Origin of the sequence: Paracoccus marcusii (assembly GCF_028621715.1) — a bacterium.
Classification (GTDB): domain Bacteria; phylum Pseudomonadota; class Alphaproteobacteria; order Rhodobacterales; family Rhodobacteraceae; genus Paracoccus; species Paracoccus marcusii.
Window position 1 is genome coordinate 218215 of record NZ_CP117466.1, and the last position, 18615, is coordinate 236829.

Consider the following 18615-nt stretch of genomic DNA (forward strand, 5'->3'; position numbering starts at 1 on the left):
GGATTTGCCAATGCCGCTGGAACTGGTCACGCTGCGCTGTCTCAAGGACAACTATGCCTATCTGCTGCATTCCGACGCGGGCACCGTGCTGATCGACGCGCCCGAGGCCATGCCGGTCCTGACCGAGCTGGAGGCGCGGGGCTGGGGGCTGGACGCGATCCTGCTGACCCATCACCACGACGACCACATCCAGGCCGTGCCGGAGATCGTCGCCGCCACCGGTGCCCGGGTCATCGGGGCCGCCGCCGATGCGCATCGCCTGCCGCCGCTGGACGTCAGCGTCGCGCCAGGAGAGCCGCTGGAGGTTCTGGGCGAACCCGTCCACGTGATCGACGTGTCGGGCCATACCGTGGGCCACGTGGCGTTTCATTTTCCGGACAGTGCGATGGCCTTCACGGCCGACAGCCTGATGGCCCTGGGCTGCGGCCGCCTGTTCGAGGGCGACCCTGCGATGATGTGGGACAGCCTGTCGCGGCTGAACGCCCTGCCCGGCGACACGCTGATCTGTTCGGGGCACGACTATTGCACGGGCAACGGCGCCTTTGCCCTGTCGGTCGATCCCGACAACGCGGCGCTGCAGGACCGCTTGTCAGCCATCGCCGAAGCGCGCATCCCTTGCGCCCCCGCCACGCTGGAGGTGGAGCGGGCAACGAACCCCTTCCTGCGCCCCGCCGCGCTGGCGCCTGCGATTGGGATGGCGGGGGCTGACGACGCGCAGGTCTTTGCCCGCCTGCGCCGGCTGAAGGACGATTTCTGAGGCCTGCGGCATCGGCGCGCGGGGGCGTGCCGGCCCCGCGCTTGAAATGCGGGCTTTGCGACATCACATCTGCCTCAAGCGTGGGAAAATCGTGGCACCTGTCTGAAAAATCACTTGAAGCCGAACGAAATCCACCAAATCTTAACCCTACCGTGACAGTCTGGGCAGGTGGGCCGCGAACAGCCCATACCGCCAGCCGACTGACAGGAGACGACCGTGCCAAGTTTCTCGACCTCCCTGGAACAGGCCATTCACCAGGCGCTTGCGCTGGCGAACGAACATCGACACGAGCTTGCGACGCTGGAACACCTGTTGCTGGCGCTGACCGAGGAACCCGATGCGGTCAAGGTCATGCGCGCCTGCAACGTGGACCTCGAGGATCTGCGCAAGACGCTGGTCGATTTCATCGAGGATGACCTGTCGACCCTGATCACCGACGTCGAAGGTTCGGAGGCCGTGCCCACGGCCGCGTTCCAGCGCGTCATCCAGCGCGCGGCGATCCACGTGCAAAGCTCGGGCCGGCAGGAGGTCACCGGCGCGAACGTGCTGGTCGCGATCTTCGCCGAGCGCGAATCGAATGCGGCCTTCTTCCTGCAGGAGATGGACATGACCCGTTACGACGCGGTCAACTTCATCGCCCATGGCGTGGCCAAGAACCCGTCCTTCAACGAGCCCCGCAAGGTGGTCGGATCGGAGGAGCCGGTCGAGCAGAGCAAGGCCGAGGCCGCCCCCGACCCCAAGGACGAGACCGCGCTTGGCAAGTACTGCGTCGATCTGAACGTCAAGTCCAAGAAGGGCGACGTGGACCCGTTGATCGGACGCGAATCCGAGGTCGAGCGGGCCATTCAGGTCCTGTGCCGCCGGCGCAAGAACAACCCGCTGCTGGTGGGTGATCCGGGCGTGGGCAAGACCGCCATCGCCGAGGGCCTGGCGCTGAAGATCACCCGCGGCGAGACCCCCGAGGTCCTGGCCGGGGCGACGATCTTCTCGCTGGACATGGGCGCGCTGCTGGCCGGCACACGCTATCGCGGCGACTTCGAGGAGCGGCTGAAGGCCGTCGTCAAGGAACTGGAGGCGCATCCCGACGCCATCCTGTTCATCGACGAGATCCACACCGTCATTGGAGCGGGCGCGACCTCTGGCGGGGCGATGGATGCGTCGAACCTGCTGAAACCCGCGTTGGCGGGCGGCAAGCTGCGCTGCATGGGCTCGACGACCTACAAGGAGTATCGCCAGCACTTCGAGAAGGACCGCGCGCTGAGCCGCCGGTTCCAGAAGATCGACGTGAACGAGCCTTCGGTGCCGGACACCATCAAGATCCTGATGGGCCTGAAGCCGCATTTCGAGGCGCATCACGACCTGCGCTATACCAATGACGCGATCAAGTCGGCGGTGGAACTGGCGGCACGCTACATCAACGACCGCAAGCTGCCTGACAGCGCGATCGACGTCATCGACGAGGCCGGTGCCGCCCAGCATCTGGTCAGCGAGAGCAAGCGCCGCAAGACGATCAGCCCCAAGGAGATCGAGGCCGTCGTGGCCAAGATCGCCCGCATCCCGCCCAAGAACGTCAGCAAGAACGACGCGGAGGTCCTGCGCGATCTGGATGCCGGTCTGAAGCGTGTCGTGTTTGGCCAGGACAACGCCATCGAGATGCTGTCCAGCGCCATCAAGCTGGCCCGTGCGGGCCTGCGCGAGCCCGAGAAGCCCATCGGCAACTACCTGTTCGCGGGCCCGACCGGTGTCGGCAAGACCGAGGTGGCCAAGCAGCTGGCCTCCAGCCTGGGGGTCGAGCTGATCCGCTTCGACATGTCGGAGTACATGGAGAAGCATGCCGTCAGCCGCCTGATCGGCGCGCCTCCGGGCTATGTCGGCTTCGACCAGGGCGGCCTGCTGACCGACGGCGTGGATCAGCACCCGCATTGCGTGCTGCTGCTGGACGAGATCGAGAAGGCGCATCCGGATGTGTTCAACATCCTGCTGCAGATCATGGATGCGGGTCGCCTGACCGACCATAACGGGCGGACCGTCGATTTCCGCAACGTGATCCTGATCATGACCTCGAATGCGGGCGCCGCGGATCAGGCCAAGGCCGCGATCGGCTTCGGCCGCGACCGGCGCGAGGGCGAGGACACGGCCGCGATCGAGCGGACCTTCACGCCCGAGTTCCGCAACCGTCTGGATGCGATCATCTCCTTTGCGCCGCTGTCGCGCGACGTCGTGGTCCACGTCGTCGAGAAGTTCGTCCTGCAACTGGAAGCGCAGCTGATGGACCGCAACGTCCATATCGAACTGACACCCGAGGCTGCAAACTGGCTGGCCGAAAAGGGGTACGACGACCGCATGGGCGCCCGCCCCCTGGGCCGCGTGATCCAGGAAAGCATCAAGAAGCCCTTGGCCGAGGAATTGCTGTTCGGACGCCTGACCAAGGGTGGCGTGGTGCGCGTCAAGATCGAGGACGACAAGCCGGCCTTCGACATCACCGGCCCCGATGCCCCACGGATCGGCAAGTCCAAGACACCCTTGCTGACAGCTGAATAAGCGCGAAAGGCCCCGCCACCACGGCGGGGCCTTTTTCGTCATGGGCCGACGTTCCTGAATGCCGCCGCCCATGAACCAGAACCGACGATCACGACAAGGGATGCGGGGGCGACGCCCCCCGCGCGGGGCGGGCCCCCTCGATGGGGGTCCGCCCCGCTCCCGATCAAGGTGTAATCAGCCGTGCCGGGATCAAGCCGCGTAAGGCATTGCCGCAGTAAAGCTGGCCGTGCTGCAGATCCGCCACCGTCAGCACGGCCTCCTGTGCCCGACCATCGGCCAGCAGCGTCTCGCGCAGGACGCCTGGCAGCAACCCGCTGCGCGACGGCGGCGTCAGCAGGCGACCATCGCGGCGCAGGAAGATGTTGGAGATGGTGCCCTCGCACAGCTCCCCGTCTGCGTTCCTCAGCAACCCTTCGTCGATGCCGGGGGGCAGCGCCGCGCGGGTGGCGTCATAGATCGGTCGGTGCGATGTCTTGATCCGCAACCATGGGTCGCCCGCCTCAAGGCGCATGTCCGACAGGACCACCCGCCAGACCGCCGGGTTCGGCGGCAGCGGCGCATGGGTCAGGGCGACCTGCCCTGCCTGATCGACCGACAGCCGCGCCCGAAGAACCGCACCACCCGGCAGCCCCGCCAACGCCGCCGTGACGCTGTCTTCGTCCAGCGAGATCCCGGTCGCCGCGCAGCCGCGGCGCAGACGTGCCAGATGACGCGGCCACAGGGGGATACGGCCGTCCGCCTCGGCGCGCATGGTCTCGAAGACGGTCAGGCCGTCGGGGATCGGCCCAAGAATGCGGCCTTGCACAATGCTTCCTCCCATTCGGACCCGGCTTGGCTGTCATGCACGATGCCGCCGCCGACATTCAGGCGCAACATTCCCGGCGTTTCCACCCAAGGGGACCGGATCGCCACGCTGAACCGCATAGGCCCCGCCGGATCGACCCATCCGATGGCCCCGCAATAGACCTCGCGCGCGGCGCCCTCCAGTTCGGCAATGATCTGCATCGACCGGACCTTGGGCGCTCCGGTGATCGACCCGCAGGGAAACAGCGCCGCCAGGATCTGTGCCAGCCCCGCGTCGGGCGCCAGCTGACCCTGCACCGTCGAGACCATCTGATGCACGGTGGCATAGGTCTCGACATGGAACAGCTGCGGGACGCGAACGGTGCCGGGCAGGCAGATGCGGCTGATGTCGTTGCGCAGCAAGTCGACAATCATCAGGTTCTCGGCCCGGTTCTTGGCCGATCCGTGCAGCGCCTGCGCAGCCTGCGCGTCATTTGCCGGGGTGTCGCCGCGGGCGGCCGTGCCCTTCATCGGGCGGGTGGTGATGCGCCTGTCAGCATCGACGGCAAAGAACAGCTCGGGCGAGCGCGACAGGACGACCGGCCCTCCCAGATCGACAAAGGCCCCCTCGCCCACCGGCTGTCTGGCGGCCAGCGCAGCATAGATCGCCAGGGGATCACCCTCGACCTCGGCCTGCAGCGGGAATGTCAGGTTGATCTGATAGGTGTCGCCTGATTCGATCAGCCCGTGCACGGTCGCGATGGCCGCGTCATAGCGCGCGCGATCCCAAAGGGGGCGCACCGCGCCGATGGCGACGCCGTCAGGCGACGGCAGGGGATCCGCCGGGTGCGGGCCGTCAAAGACCCCCATCAGGATCAGCGGCATCCGCCGGTCCGCAGGCATCAGCCCGGCCAGCCGCGGGATCAGCGCGTGACCCAGTTCATAGGACAGATACCCCGCCAGCCAGCAACCCCGCTCGGTCGCCGCCTGCATCGCGGCCAGGGCCGGGCCCACGCCCGCCGCGCTGTCCGCCCGGATGATCGCCTGCGGGGCGCGGAACAGCGTACCATCGCCCAGGGGCCCGGTGTCGAACCGGATCTGCCCGCCCGTCACGTGGCGGCCTTTTTCGCGGCGGCGCGGCCTTCCTTGATCTTGGCGGCCAGATCGCGGGCCACGGCAAAGGCGCCCTTGATGCGTTCGCCGTCGGTGGCAAAATCGCGTTTCAGCACGATCTTGTTGTCGGTGACCTTGGCGGTGCCGCGTTCGTCGGACAGGAAATCGACCAGCCCGGCAGGGTTGGGGAACTTGTCCTGATGGAACTGCACCGTGATGCCCTTGGGGCCCACGTCCAGCTTGGCGATGTTGGCGCGTTTCGCCATCGCCTTGATGCGGATCACCAGCAGCAGCGTGTTCACCTCACGCGGCAGCGGGCCGAAGCGGTCGATCAGCTCGGCCGCAAAGCCCTCCAGCTCGACCTTGGTCGTCAGGTCGGCCAAGCGACGATACAGGCCCAACCGCACGTCCAGATCGGGGATATAGCTGTCGGGAATGGTCACCGGCACGCCCAGGTTCAGCTGCGGCGCCCATTCATCCTCGGGCGTGCCCTCCAGCTCTCCGGATTTCAGCTTGGCGATCGTCTCCTCCAGCATGGCCTGGTACAGCTCGAACCCGACCTCCTTGATGTGGCCCGACTGCTCCTCTCCCAGAAGGTTGCCGGCACCGCGCAGGTCAAGGTCCTGGGACGCCAGGTTGAAGCCCGCGCCCAGGCCGTCGATGTTGCCCAGGAACTTCAGCCGCCGCATGGCCTGCGGCGTCAGCGGCGCCCGCGGCTTGGTGGTCAGGTACGCATAGGCCCGCGCCTTGGAACGACCCACGCGACCGCGGATCTGGTACAGCTGCGACAGGCCGAACATGTCGGCGCGCCAGACGATCATCGTGTTCGCGGTCGGGATATCCAGCCCCGATTCGACGATGGTCGTGGCCAGCAGCACATCGTGGCTGCCGTCGTAGAAGGCGTTCATGCGGCTGTCCAGGTCACCCGCCGCCAGCTGGCCATGCGCCACGATATAGCACAGCTCGGGCATGTTCTCGGTCAGCCAGTGCTCGATCTCGGGCAGGTCGGTCAGGCGGGGCACGACAAAGAACGACTGCCCGCCGCGATACTTCTCGCGCAGCAGCGCCTCGCGGATGGTGACGGTGTCGAATTCGCTGACATAGGTGCGGATCGCCAGGCGGTCGACCGGCGGCGTGCCGATCACAGACAGGTCGCGCACCCCCGTCAGCGACAGCTGCAGCGTGCGCGGAATGGGCGTCGCGGTCAGGGTCAGCACGTGGATGTCGCTGCGCAGCTCCTTGAGCCGCTCCTTGTGGCCGACGCCGAAATGCTGCTCCTCGTCGATGATGAGCAGGCCCAGGTTCTTGAACCGCACGCCCTTGGCCAGCACTGCATGAGTGCCCACGACGATGTCCACGCTGCCGTCCGACAGGCCGGTGCGGGTGGCCGACGCGTCCTTGGCACTGACAAAGCGCGACAGCGGGCGGACGGTGATGGCGGTGCCGCGAAACCGTTCGACGAAGCTGCGGTAGTGCTGGCGGGCCAGCAGGGTCGTGGGGGCCACGACGGCGACCTGCATCCCCTGGCTGGCCGCGATGAAGGCAGCGCGCATGGCGACCTCGGTCTTGCCGAACCCCACGTCGCCCACGATCAGGCGGTCCATCGGGCGGCCGATGGCCAGATCGCCGGCCACGTCCTCGATGGCGGACAGCTGGTCGTCGGTCTCGCTGTAGGGGAAGCGCGCGGCAAAGGCCTGCCACTCGTGATCGTCGGGCTCCAGCACCGGGGCGGGACGCAGCAGGCGTTCGGCGGCGACGCGCATCAGCTTGTCGGCGATCAGCTTGATGCGTTCCTTCAGCTTGGCCTTGCGGGCCTGCCAGGCACCGCCGCCAAGACGGTCCAGCAGACCTTCCTCGTGGCCATAGCGCGACAGCAGCTCGATGTTCTCGACCGGCACGAACAGGCGGTCGCCGCCCGCATATTCCAGCGCCACGCAGTCATGCGGCACCTTCATCGCCATGATCGTCTCGATGCCGGTATATCGACCGATGCCGTGTTCGACATGCACGACCAGATCGCCCGGCGACAGGGTCTGGGTATCCTTCAGGAAGTTGTCGGCCTTGCGCCGTTTCTTGGCGCCACGGATCAGCCGGTCGCCCAGCACATCCTGTTCCGAGATCACCGCCAGCCGCCCCAAGGCGCTGCCGTCGGCCACGAAACCCTCGTCCAGGGGCCAGACGGTCAGGCCGATGCTGCCGGGCTGGTCCGGCAGGTCGCGGATGTCCGCGATGGGCTTGGCCCCGGCCAGCCCCTCGTCCGTCAAAAGACCGGACAGGCGTTCGCGTGCGCCGTCGGAAAAGCTGGCGATGATGACGCGATGGGTGCGTGCCAGCGCCTTGACGTGATCGGCCAGCGCGCCGAACAGGTTGATCTGCTCGGCCTGGCGTTCGGGGGCAAAGTTGCGCCCCTGCCGGCCGCCCGCGTCCAGCACGCCCGGCCCGGGCGGCTGCTGCAGGACCGACAGGCGCAGCACCCGGTGCGGGGCCAGCCAGGCGTCCCATTCGACATCGGTCGGAAACATCGCGTCGGGTGGCACGGGTTTGTAGACCGTGTCGGCCCGCCCCTTGGCGGCCATCGCGGCGCGACGCGCCTCGAACTGTTCGCGGACCATCGTGCGGCGGGCGTCGATCACCTGGCCGATATGATCGTCCAGCACCACCGACGCGCCGGGGGCATAGTCGAAAAGGCTCTCCATCCGGTCGTGAAACCACGGCAGCCAATGTTCCATGCCGGCCATCTTGCGGCCCGCGCTGACGCTTTCGTACAGCGGATCGCTGGTCCCGCCGCCGTATTCGGTGCGATAGCTTTGCCGGAACCGGGTGATCGAGGGTTCGTCCAGGATGACCTCGGACATCGGCGCCAGCTCGATCCGGTCCAGCTTTTCGGTGGTGCGCTGCGTGTCGGGATCGAACCGCCGCGCGCCGTCCAGCACGTCGCCGAACAGGTCCATGCGGATCGGCCCGGTGGTGCCGGGGGGATAGATGTCGATGATGCCGCCGCGGATCGCGTAATCGCCCGGGTCGGTCACGGTCGCGGTCTGCGCGAACCCCATGCGCACCAGGAACTCGCGCAGGGCGGCCTCGTCGATGCGGTCGCCCACGCGCGCGATGAAGGCCGTGCCGCGGACCAGATCGCGGGCCGGCACCCGCTGCAGCACGGCGTTCAGCGTGGTCAGCAGGACGAACGGTCCCTTGATGCGCCCCTGCGCCAGACCCGCCAGCGTCGCCATGCGCGCGGCCTGAACCTCGGGCGCCGGAGAGATGCGGTCATAGGGCGTCGTGTCCCAGGCCGGGAAATCCAGCACCGGCAGATGCGGTGCCATGAAGGCCAGCGCCTGACGCATCGCCTCCATGCGGCGGTCGTCGCGGGCCACGTGGATCACGGGCGCGCCACGGTTCTCGGGTCGCGCCGCCTCGCGCGCGATCAGCGCGGCGTCATAGCCTTCGGGCGCACCGGACAGGATCAGCTTGTCGGACATGGATGCTGACCTAAGCGGCTGCGCGGGGAAGTCAAGCGGGCTAGAAGCCAACGGGATGCAGGACCGTCCACAATGCCCCCCACAACGCCGTCACCGCGACCGCGATCATCGACAGGATCGTCACGAAGCGCTTGTGCCAGACCATCGCGCGGGCCGCATCGCCCGCCGCCTGCGACACGGGGGCGCGCCCCTCCTGCGCGGCATGGACCAGCGGCACCAGACGCCGCGCCAGGCGCACGCGCATCCAGAACAGCACCCAGAACGGCAGCAGCAGCAGCGTCAGCGCCTGCGCCATCTCCAGCCAGAAGACGAACCCCAGCACCGCCAGCGAGGTCATCAGGAAGCTGGTGACGCCCAGAAAGGCCGCCCCCTCGCGCGGGCGCAGCTGCCAGCGGGGCAGGATCAGCGACAGCCAGTCCAGCAGCGTGATGACCGCCGGTCCCTGCGCATCGTCGCCCGCCAGCGACGCCCGGGCGCGGGCCAGGACCTCGGTCGGGATGCCCAGCACGCTGCGGCCGGCGACCGACCACATGCCGATCAGCACAAGCCAGAACCAGATCGTCGAAAAGGACCGGCTGCCCAGAAGCCCGATCAGGTTGTCGAATTGCGGCACGGGCAGTTCCTTGTCCTTGTCTGCGCGCGACCTTAGAACGGGTTTCAACCAAGGAAAAGCGGCACGGTTGCCCCACCCCAGACAGGAGGCCCCCATGGCCAGTCCCATCATCGCCCCCTTCCCCGCCGGCCGCCTGCGCCGGCTGCGCCGCAACGCCAACATCCGCGCGATGGTGTCGGAACGGAACCTGACCCCCGCCAACCTGATCTGGCCGATCTTCGTGACCGAGGTCGCCGGCGCCGAGGGCGAGATCGCCTCGATGCCCGGGGTCGAACGCCTGACCCTGGACGGCGCGCGGCGGGCGGCGGAACGGGCGGCGCGGCTGAACATCCCCGCGATCTGCATCTTTCCCCATTCCGACCAGGCCAGCCGCACCGACGACTGCGCCCGCGCATGGGATCCCGACAATATCGGCAACCTGGCCATCCGCGCGGTCAAGGACGAGGTCCCCGACCTGGTCGTGATGACCGACATCGCGCTGGACCCCTATAACGCCAACGGCCATGACGGGCTGGTCCGGGACGGAGAGATCCTGAACGACGAGACCATCGAGGCGCTGGTGCGCATGGCGCTGGTCCAGGCCGATTGCGGCGCGGACATCCTGGGGCCAAGCGACATGATGGACGGGCGCATCGCCGCCCTGCGCGCCGCCCTGGAACGCCATGACCACAAGAACGTCGCGATCCTGTCCTATGCCGCGAAATTCGCCAGCGCGTTCTACGGGCCGTTCCGCGACGCGGTGGGTGCGTCGGGCAGGCTGGTGGGCGACAAGAAGACCTATCAGATCAACCCCGCCAACCGCGGCGAGGCGATCCGCTGCGTCGCGCGCGACCTGGCCGAGGGCGCGGACATGGTCATGGTGAAACCCGGCATGCCCTATCTGGACATCTGCCGGGCCGTGAAGGACGAATTCGGCGCGCCCACCTTCGCCTATCAGGTCAGCGGCGAATACGCGATGATCGAGGGGGCGATCCGCAACGGCTGGCTGTCGCGCGACGCGATGGTGGAAAGCCTGCTGGGCTTCCGCCGCGCGGGCTGCGACGGGGTGCTTAGCTACTTTGCGCCGACGGTGGCCGAAATGCTGGCATGACGCCGGTGGCTGGCGTATCTTGCGCGCCAACGGGCCGAGACGAGCCCCGCACCCCGACACGAGGCGACACATGACCCACCCGATCCACCTGTCCCGTCGCAACCTGCTGCTGACCGGGGGCGCGGCCCTGCTGGCCGCCGGCTGCAGCAACGCGGTCGGCAGCGACGCGGCCGCCCAGCTGGATGCGCGCGTCGACCAGACGCACCAGTATCTGGTGACCACCTATCCCGCATCCCAACCCCTGCTGCAGAACGCCCGCGGCGTGCTGTACATGCCCCTGATGACCGAGGCCGCGCTTGGCTTCGGCGGCGCCTATGGCCAAGGCGCGCTGCGGATCGGCGGGCAGACCGTCGACTATTACTCGGCCACCCGCGCCACCGTCGGGCTTCAGGCGGGCGCGCAGCAATACGCGCATGTGCTGATCTTCCAGGACGAACAGGCGCTGACCGCGTTCCGCGCGGCACCGGGCTGGACCGCGGGTGCCGGGGCCTATTACGCGCTGCCGTCGGGCGGCATGGCGGTGGGTGCCGATACGTTCAGCGCCCAGTTCCCGGTCGTGGCGATGATCTTCGGCCAGTCGGGCCTGATCGCCGGTGCGGCGATCGAGGGGACGAAATACACCCGCGTCATCCCCTCGGCCCTGCCCAACGTCCAGTTCGGCAATCTGGGCCTGCCGCCGATGGGCGTGCAGGGCTAGGACCGCGACAACAGCGCCCCGCGGTCATCGGCCAGCCCGATGACCATCGCGGCCTCGAACCCGCCCTCGACCTGCGTGACCTCGGCATAGGCGCCCTGCCCCGCGCGGCGCGCGATGCCGTCCTGATCGTTGAAGATCCGCCCCCGCGTGCTGTCGCGGGCGTAATCGGGCAGCTGGTCGAAGACCGCACGGCTGAAGCGGTCGGGAAAGAAGATCTGACCGGTCAGCAGGTCGCGTTCCCCCAGCAGCACCTTGAAATGCACATGCGCCGTGCGGCCCTGATACCATCCAGGCCAGATCGTGCGGAACGCCGCCCGCCCGGCCTGGTTGGTCACCTGCGCGCCGCGCAGGAAGGTCTCTCCGCTCAGGTCGCCCTGCTGCTGGCCGGGATAGCCGCTGTAATTGCCCTGCGCGTCGCAATGCCAGACATCCACCCGCGCGCCCTGGATGGGCCGACAGGCCGCATCCACCACCTGCAACCGCAGCGCCAGCGGATAGCCCGCGCGCCCGTCGCGGATGTCGCCGCGCATCAGGCGCGGATCGAAGTAGAACGGCCCCTGCGCCGTCGCCGGGGTCACCTGGCAGACGTTCGCGGCGATCAGCCGGGCGGCACGGGCATCCTGGGCCAGCGCCTGCCCCACCGCCCCGATGCCCAGGACGGACGGCGCGGCGATGGCCAGGCTTCGCAACAGCTGACGGCGGTCGATCATCGTGCATCTCCTGTGGTCGGGATGCCATGATGCCCGGCAGGGCGCGCGGGCAAAGTCACATTGCCGTCAGGCGCCCTCGGTCGAGGTCAGGTGCCGCAGGCCGTGCGTCACGTCGGCCCGCACCGCCAGGCGCAGCGCGGGCTCGTCACCGGCGCGCAGCGCGGCCAGGATCATGCGGTGATGGCGCGGCGGTTCGTTGCGACGCACACGACCATAAAGCGCGCGCATCGTCGGTCCCAGCTGCAGCCAGATCGTCTCCAGCATGGCCAGCATCGCGGGAGCCTGCGCCCGCAGATACAGCATGCGGTGAAAATCGAGGTTACAGCGGATATAACCCACGGCATCGTGGCGCTCGACGGCATCCGCGATCCGCCCGTTCATCACCGCCAGACGGTCGATCAGCGCGAAATGCGCCCGCGGCAGGGCGCGGGCCGCCAGTTCGGGCTCGATCAGCGCGCGCAGGGCGGCCAGTTCCTCGATCCGGTCGTCGGACAGGGCCGGTGTGGCCACGCGTCCCGATCCCGACAGCGTCAGCGCGCCTTCGGCGACCAGGCGGCGCACGGCCTCGCGCGCGGGGGTCATCGACAGGTTGTGATCGCGCGCGATGCCGCGCAGCGTCAGCGCCTTGCCCGGCGGCAGTTCCCCCAGCATGATCTGGCTGCGCAGGCTGCGATACAGGCGTTCATGGGCGGTGGGGTCGGTCGGGCTCATGGCCATGATGTGATCACAAATCCGGGCTGCGTCAATCGCGGAACCGCCACAGCATCAGATCGCCCCCCTGCGCGCGCAGCCACGCCCGATGCGGGGCATGACCGGGCATCAGCGCCTCGACCTGGGCCCAGAACCGAGTCGAATGATCCATATGCGCCAGATGCGCGACCTCGTGCGCCGCGACATAGTCCAGCACGACCGGCGGCGCCATCGCCAGGCGCCACGAGAACATCAGCCGCCCGTCATGGGTGCAGCTGCCCCACCGGGACCGCGTGTCGCGCAGGGCGATGGCGGCATAGGGGCGCCCCAGTGCCTCCGCAAATCGGTCGCAGGCCACCCGCAGGCGCAGCATCGCCAGATGCTTCAGCCAAGCGGCCGCAACGGCGCCCGCCGGGCGTCCTTCGGGGATCAGCAGGCGGTCGTCCTGAACCTGGGCGCGCCGCACCGGCGCCGGTGTCAGGATCAGCGCCCGCCCCTCGACCGGCAGGGCCGCGCCGGGCACCGCCGCCTGTCGCAGGGGCAGTCGGCCCACCGCCGCGCGCAGCCAGTCGCGGCGCGACCGCGCGAAATCCTGCCCCTCGGCCAGGGGTACCCCCACGGGCAGGGTCAGCACCGCGCCCGACCCGTCGCGGGGCACGCGCAGGGTCATCCGCCGTGCGCGCGACGACCGTCGCAGACGCACCGCCAGCCCCTCTTCGATGATGATCCGCTGATCGCCGCTTGCCATGCCCGCCTTGGCCTGCCAGATAAAGCCTTTGACACCCCTTGGCCTCTGTGGCAGGGGATCACCCGATTTCCCCTAATCGCGGCTGAAGGAGAATACCATGCCCAAAGAGGAATGGGGCACCAAACGCCTGTGCCCGCATTGCGCCACCCGCTTTTACGACCTGAAGGCAGATCCGATGACCTGCCCGGCCTGCGGGAACACATTCACGGTGACCAGCCTGACCGACGGTCGTGGCAAGACGCTGGTGACCGAGAAGACGGCCGCGGCGAACGATGACGACGAACTGGTCGACGACGAAGAGGATATCGCCGACGACGCGGGCGAGATCGACGACGACCTGCTGGAAGAGGACGACGACGACGGCGACGTGTCGCTGGACGACATCGCCGATGTCGCGGGCGACGAAGAGGAATAAGACCCAAGGCCGCGCCCGAAATGGCGCGGCCTTCTTCGTTGCGGCGCATCGATGCGGAGCGCCGCGCAGGCCTGCCGGGGGAATTTCCGGAAACTGCACGGCGCCGCCGATTTTCCGCTTGCACCCCGCCGCGCCCCCTCCTATAGACCCCACACGCGGCGGCGCAGACGCGCTTCGCGGACCTCACGGTGGGGCCATAGCTCAGTTGGTAGAGCGCTTGAATGGCATTCAAGAGGTCAGGGGTTCGATTCCCCTTGGCTCCACCATTAGACTTTCCATGACATTCCAGACAGCTGATCCGACCCGCAAGGCCGACCTGTCTAGACGTCGATCTCGAAGCCTGGCAGCCAGCGGTGCAGCATTGTCCCCGGCAGGTGAACGGCCGGACGCGACAGCGTCGTGCGCAACAGGCCGCGGCGGGCCGGATGGGCATTCCCCTCGACCCGCATGTTCTGGCGCTGCATCGCATAGCGCACGCCGGTAACCGGCCCGTCGATGGTCAGGTGCAGATCATGGCCGTCAAGGGCCAGCGCGGTGATCGTGCCGCCGCCGGTGACCTCGACGCCCAGAAACGCGTCGATGCCCCGGCCGCCATAAGGCGAGGCCTGATGGTCCGCCAGGGCTTCGTCCGGGCGCAGGGCAAAGCGCAACGTGATCCGGTCGCCCTGACGCCGTGCGGTCGGGCGCGGGATCGTCCAGCCGCGCCCTGCCATGGTTTCTCGCAGGGCCCATGCCGCCAGCTCTCCCATGATGCGGGAATGCTGCAGGTCCGGGTGCACGCGGTCGGACAGGGCCGAGGGATAGATCGGCCCCACCATCACGGCATCGTCGCGCCCGGCCACGAAGGCCAGCTGATCGGCGGCGGCATGGTTCGTGTCGCTGCCGTGATGCGACTGGTCCGACCCCGCGGTCTGCATCAACAGGATCATCTTGCGCGCGGCGGGGTAAAGATCGTCCAGCCGGGCCCGGATGCGGTTCCAGTGCGCCTGCAAGGCGTTCAGATACACACCCGGCGCGGCCTGGCGGTCGGCTTCTCCCTGGATCCAGAAATAGACGACCGTCTCTGGCGCGCTCCCCTCCCGCAGATATGCAAGATGCGTGCCGTTGATGATCATGTCCATGTTGTGGCGGACCAACCCGTCGGGGTCCTCCAACAGCGCGATCGACTGACCGGCGACAGGATTTCCGGAGATGCTGATCGGCGCGAAACGCTGCACGTCCTCTGCCTCATCCCCGTGTCCAACCAGGGCCTGCGCCATTGGCAGAGCCGGCGGAACCGGCTTGGATATCCTGACACGCGTGAACTCGGCCTCAGACAGCGCAACAGGACCGCTGCGCTTCTGCAAGCCCTGCAGCTCAATGATGCGACGCTCGGGCCCGGTGTGGATTCCGCTCAGCATTTGCACATTCAGACGGGCGATGTCAGCCAGCGCAAGCTTGTCGACAGCCGGGACATCGGGACCAAGGGCCAAGGATTGGCCATTGAAATGAATCAGCAACGGTGATCCGCTCACCGCTTCGTCTGCACCGCCCCGGCGGGACGAAAGCCAGTCGCGCAGTGCACCGATATCGGTTTCGTTCAGAACCTGAAGCGTCAGATCATGAAGTGTCACGGCGGCCTTGGTACCGGCGTGAATCTGTCGAATCTGCAACAGCGGCATTGCATCGAAGGCTGCGGCCTCTTCGATCAGGCCATCTTCATGACAGGTCAGCAGATGGCCGGACGCCGTCAATACAAAGCAGACCGTCCGCCGCGTGTTCAGCTTACTTGCGAAATCAACCCGGGCGGTTCCAACCCTCGCAACCCAATGGGTTCCCATATCGCGGAACGACAAACTCAGCCCGCTCTGATCGATCAATGACAGCAGGGTGCCGTGCGGAGATGGCTCTTTCTGTGAAAAGCATATTTCGACCAGAATGGCCTCTGCCTGCAGCAACGCCGTCGCAGGCAGGACGCATCGCAGGCTGGTGCCCCGGACAACATCGATCCCATCCGGCCCGGCGGACAGAACCGTGCCGGGCGGATGCGCCCTGAGCGAAAGGTCGCGCTGGCCCCGCAGCGTGATTGCGGCGACCTGACTGTCCGGGGTGTCAGGCAGCGTCAGGACCATGGGCGCGGGCACCGATGCGCCATCCGACCCCGGGGTCGAGCCGTCGGACGCGTTGCTGCCGGTCATCGGGGCAGCGACAACCGGCCGGACCTGCCCGATGCCGAGAGATCATGGCCCCTCATGCCGAGGCCTTGGCCGTTCTTCTGGCGTGACGTTCCAGATTTTCGTCCAACGGGTTGAAGGCCTGACCGTGCAGGTCGGCGATTCGCTGCAGATCCGCGTCGCGCTGGCTGTCGGTCAGCGCGGGCCATGGCGTGTCGCCGCTGATCATGCCCCGGTCGCGCAGCATCCGCCAGGTCCGGGGAAAGTCCATCTCGCCGAACGACCCACGTCCGGGGCGCAGCGCGCCGCCCTGAACCCAGTCGCGTTCCAAGGTGTTGATCTCGAACGCGGTCATGCCGGTGAAGGTCTGCAGCTGGCGCACGAAGCCGGGTGCAAAGTCCATGCTGCGCCGCGTCAGGATCGCCACCCGCTGCGCGGCGTTGCCGACATAGGCCATCATGTGCAGCGGAGAGCAGTCGACCGTGATGATGTCCCGCGCGGCCTTGTAGTGCGCGATCTGGACCGCCGCCGGGTGCTTTTGCGGATGGAACATCTGATAGCCTTCCTGGGCCAGATACCCTTCCAGCAAGCTTTCGGCGATCAGGCCGCCGCGCTGCGCGGGCAGCAGGCTGCGCGAGACATAGATCCGTTCGGGCCCCGCCGGGTCGATCCCCGCGCCGGCATGCGCGCCGACAAAGTCGCGGAACTTGGCGCTGCCGACGGTCAGATCGCCCATGCCGACGCCTTGGCGCGGCACGTGCAGACGCTCGACCCGGGTAGGCGTGGTGATGCAGCGGACCGGCACATCCAGTCCCAGCGAATCCATCAGCGGCCGCAGGGCCCTGAGCATCGGTTCCAGGTTGGCCGAGCTTTGCTTGGGCGTGAACAGCACGCCGTCGATCTGGCCCCGCAGCGCGTCCAGCGCCCATGCACGGGCAAAGCTTTCGGTGATGAAATGGCCGAAATGACCGTACAGCGTCCCCCCGAACATCCAGCAGCCGGACAGGGTTTCGACCGTGTCGGGCATGGCGGGGGCGGCATTCACGGGCTCCCGGCTGTTCGACCAGCTGATCGAGTTTTCGACCATCCGCCCGTCGGGTGTCAGAACGCCCGACGCCTGCTGGCGGCCCCGCCCGTCAACGGGCGGTGGCACCAGGATCGCGTCCTGAACAAGAACCAGATCGTCGGGGGCTTCGAGGTCGAACATCGTCAAACGCTCCGATGGCTGCAAATCTTCGGGATGAAATGGTACATGGTGCTTCAACTTAGGAGAGAACGGTACAGGACCGCAACGATCCGGTCCAGCCGCTACGCGCCCCGGCCACGCTCAAATGCAGCAAATGCCGTTCGGACGGACGGGATGACCGCCGCAATCCACCCCGGCGGCATTCCCGTCCGGCACGCCGCGGTGTCGTGGCCCTATCGGGCGGTGGCCCGGCTGAACACGTCGTTCGGATAGGCCTCATCGGCGATCCGGAACGCCGTGGTGCCGACCCTGTCGAACCCGTTCCCTTGATAGAAGGCGATCGCCGGGGCGTTCTCGGCATTCGTGGTCAGCCAGACCGAACCGGCACCCTTGCCCGCCGCATGATCCAATCCCTGGTGGAGAAGCGCCCGACCCAGACCGCGGCCTTGGTGACGCGGCTGGACATAGAGGGTTGATATCTCGGTCGTGGAGCAGCCAGCGACGGGCGCCGTCTTTCCGCTGCTGATGCGGATGAACGCGTCCGGCCCGTCGTCGTTCTGAGAGACGATGACATGTTCGTCCGGGTCGCCGATCACCGCGGCCAGCCTTGCGGGGGTGAACTGTGTCAGGGCGTAGGTGGCAAAAGCGTCGCTGACGCCGCGACGGATGTATGTGCCCAGCTAGACCTCGATCGAGATGGCGGCAAGCATCGGGGCATCGGAAGGTTCGGCAAGGCGAAATCTCATGCCATCGCCTTTGATCGGGACGTTGCGTGCGGGCCCACCGGCAACCAGTTCATACGCCGCAAATCCGGCAGGATACCGGCACCGCAGATGGCCGCGTTCCGATGGTTGGTCGGGTGCGATCAGTCATGGCCGCCAGCCTGGAACAGGCTTTCGGCGGGCGCGTCCGGGGCGGGATCGCTGTCCATCGTATCCTCGGCGGACAGGATGTGGACCTGCATCATGCGTTCGGCCCAGTGCGGCTTGCGGGCGGCGATGGCGGCGGCGATCTCCAGGTGATGTTGGGCCGAACGGCGCCGCTGCTGGGGCGTGAAGCGGCGGAAGGTGCGCGTGACCAGCGCCACGTCGACCGTCGCGCGGATCAGGTGCATCAGCCTGGGGGACTGCGTCGCCTCGGCGATCAGCGCGTGGAACCGGGCGTTTTCCTGGTCGATGCCGGCGATCAGGGCCTCGCTGTCCTCGGCGACCTGCGCCAGCGCCTGCATGCGGTGGGCGGAGGCGGTCAGCGCCTCGATCTGGGCGGGCGTCGCGCGTTCGGCGGCCTTGGCGGCGGCATAGGATTCCAGCCGCAACCGCAGTTCGAAGATCTCGCGGACCTCGTCGGCGTCGGGGACCACGCACCACAGCCCCTGCCCCTTGCGACGCTCCAGCAGTCCCTCCAGCAGCAGGCGCTTGATCGCCTCGCGGATGGGCGTGCGCGAGATGCCCAGGTCCTCGGCCAGCCCGACCTCGGTCACCTTGCGGTCGGACGGCAGGCGTCGCTCCAGGATCGCCTGGCGCAGTTCGCGATAGGCCCGCCTGGACGCACTTTCCGCTGATTCCGGCTGCATCTCGAACCCTTCCGCCACGTGCTGCTGGGGCGCAGTTCATCATCTGGTCGGGGGCATTACAATCCCC

The 18615-nt window shown here is 67.7% G+C and carries 16 protein-coding genes and 1 tRNA gene; 6 read left to right on the forward strand and 11 right to left on the reverse strand.

What is annotated here, in order from left to right:
* The first annotated feature begins 10 nt into the window (after positions 1–10).
* Together gloB and clpA are read left to right on the forward strand one after the other, a co-directional pair.
* A complete protein-coding gene (gene gloB, locus PRL19_RS01045) occupies positions 11–757 on the forward strand; it encodes a hydroxyacylglutathione hydrolase (RefSeq protein ID WP_273743627.1) in 747 nt (248 codons plus the stop codon).
* Between the two features lie 216 nt (positions 758–973).
* Entirely contained in the window at positions 974–3298 is a 2325-nt protein-coding gene (clpA, locus tag PRL19_RS01050; protein WP_127899013.1) for an ATP-dependent Clp protease ATP-binding subunit ClpA, read from the forward strand.
* Positions 3299–3461: 163 nt separating this feature from the next.
* On the opposite strand, the gene PRL19_RS01055 is transcribed toward clpA, so the two are convergent.
* Genes PRL19_RS01055 through PRL19_RS01070 form a run of 4 tightly spaced genes read right to left on the reverse strand, consistent with a single transcriptional unit; the run spans position 3462 to position 9286 of the window.
* A complete protein-coding gene (locus tag PRL19_RS01055) occupies positions 3462–4103 on the reverse strand; it encodes an aminotransferase class IV family protein (protein ID WP_273743628.1) in 642 nt (213 codons plus the stop codon).
* A complete protein-coding gene (locus tag PRL19_RS01060; protein WP_273743629.1) occupies positions 4064–5194 on the reverse strand; it encodes an aminodeoxychorismate synthase component I in 1131 nt (376 codons plus the stop codon). Before PRL19_RS01060 ends, PRL19_RS01055 begins: the two co-directional genes overlap by 40 nt.
* Positions 5191–8673: a transcription-repair coupling factor gene (gene mfd / locus PRL19_RS01065; RefSeq protein ID WP_273743630.1), complete on the reverse strand. Its 3483-nt coding sequence runs from the start codon at positions 8671–8673 to the stop codon at positions 5191–5193. The genes PRL19_RS01060 and mfd overlap by 4 nt, the downstream gene beginning before the upstream one ends.
* Positions 8674–8713: 40 nt before the next feature.
* Positions 8714–9286, reverse strand: coding sequence for a hypothetical protein (locus PRL19_RS01070; RefSeq protein ID WP_046001078.1), 573 nt, complete (start codon positions 9284–9286; stop codon positions 8714–8716).
* 94 nt (positions 9287–9380) lie between these two features.
* Between PRL19_RS01070 and hemB the strand changes: the two genes are divergently transcribed.
* Positions 9381–10376, forward strand: coding sequence for a porphobilinogen synthase (gene hemB / locus PRL19_RS01075; RefSeq protein WP_046001079.1), 996 nt, complete (start codon positions 9381–9383; stop codon positions 10374–10376).
* 70 nt (positions 10377–10446) lie between these two features.
* A complete protein-coding gene (locus PRL19_RS01080; RefSeq protein ID WP_045982966.1) occupies positions 10447–11073 on the forward strand; it encodes a lipid-binding SYLF domain-containing protein in 627 nt (208 codons plus the stop codon).
* Here PRL19_RS01080 and PRL19_RS01085 read toward each other — a convergent pair.
* The 3 genes from PRL19_RS01085 to PRL19_RS01095 form a co-directional block, all read right to left on the reverse strand.
* Positions 11070–11783, reverse strand: a complete 714-nt coding sequence (locus tag PRL19_RS01085; RefSeq protein ID WP_273743631.1) for an intradiol ring-cleavage dioxygenase — start codon at positions 11781–11783, stop codon at positions 11070–11072. The two genes, PRL19_RS01080 and PRL19_RS01085, sit on opposite strands and share 4 nt — an antisense overlap.
* Before the next feature lie 66 nt (positions 11784–11849).
* Positions 11850–12500: a GntR family transcriptional regulator gene (locus tag PRL19_RS01090; RefSeq protein ID WP_045982968.1), complete on the reverse strand. Its 651-nt coding sequence runs from the start codon at positions 12498–12500 to the stop codon at positions 11850–11852.
* Between the two features lie 25 nt (positions 12501–12525).
* Positions 12526–13221, reverse strand: coding sequence for a M48 family metallopeptidase (locus PRL19_RS01095; protein WP_273743632.1), 696 nt, complete (start codon positions 13219–13221; stop codon positions 12526–12528).
* 97 nt (positions 13222–13318) lie between these two features.
* Between PRL19_RS01095 and PRL19_RS01100 the strand changes: the two genes are divergently transcribed.
* Both PRL19_RS01100 and PRL19_RS01105 read left to right on the forward strand, forming a co-directional pair.
* Complete coding sequence (locus tag PRL19_RS01100; protein ID WP_045982970.1) at positions 13319–13636, forward strand: FYDLN acid domain-containing protein; 318 nt, start codon at positions 13319–13321, stop codon at positions 13634–13636.
* A 190-nt stretch (positions 13637–13826) separates the two neighbouring features.
* Positions 13827–13902 (forward strand) — tRNA-Ala (locus PRL19_RS01105).
* 54 nt (positions 13903–13956) lie between these two features.
* On the opposite strand, the gene PRL19_RS01110 is transcribed toward PRL19_RS01105, so the two are convergent.
* From PRL19_RS01110 to PRL19_RS01125, 4 genes are all read right to left on the reverse strand, one after another.
* Positions 13957–15813, reverse strand: coding sequence for a hypothetical protein (locus PRL19_RS01110; protein ID WP_273743633.1), 1857 nt, complete (start codon positions 15811–15813; stop codon positions 13957–13959).
* A gap of 52 nt (positions 15814–15865) precedes the next feature.
* On the reverse strand, positions 15866–16996 hold the full coding sequence (locus PRL19_RS01115; RefSeq protein ID WP_273743634.1) for a glycosyltransferase 61 family protein: 1131 nt from the start codon (positions 16994–16996) through the stop codon (positions 15866–15868).
* A gap of 212 nt (positions 16997–17208) precedes the next feature.
* Entirely contained in the window at positions 17209–17655 is a 447-nt protein-coding gene (locus tag PRL19_RS01120; RefSeq protein WP_420704432.1) for a GNAT family N-acetyltransferase, read from the reverse strand.
* 185 nt (positions 17656–17840) lie between these two features.
* Entirely contained in the window at positions 17841–18548 is a 708-nt protein-coding gene (locus PRL19_RS01125; RefSeq protein ID WP_273743635.1) for a GntR family transcriptional regulator, read from the reverse strand.
* Positions 18549–18615: the final 67 nt, after the last annotated feature.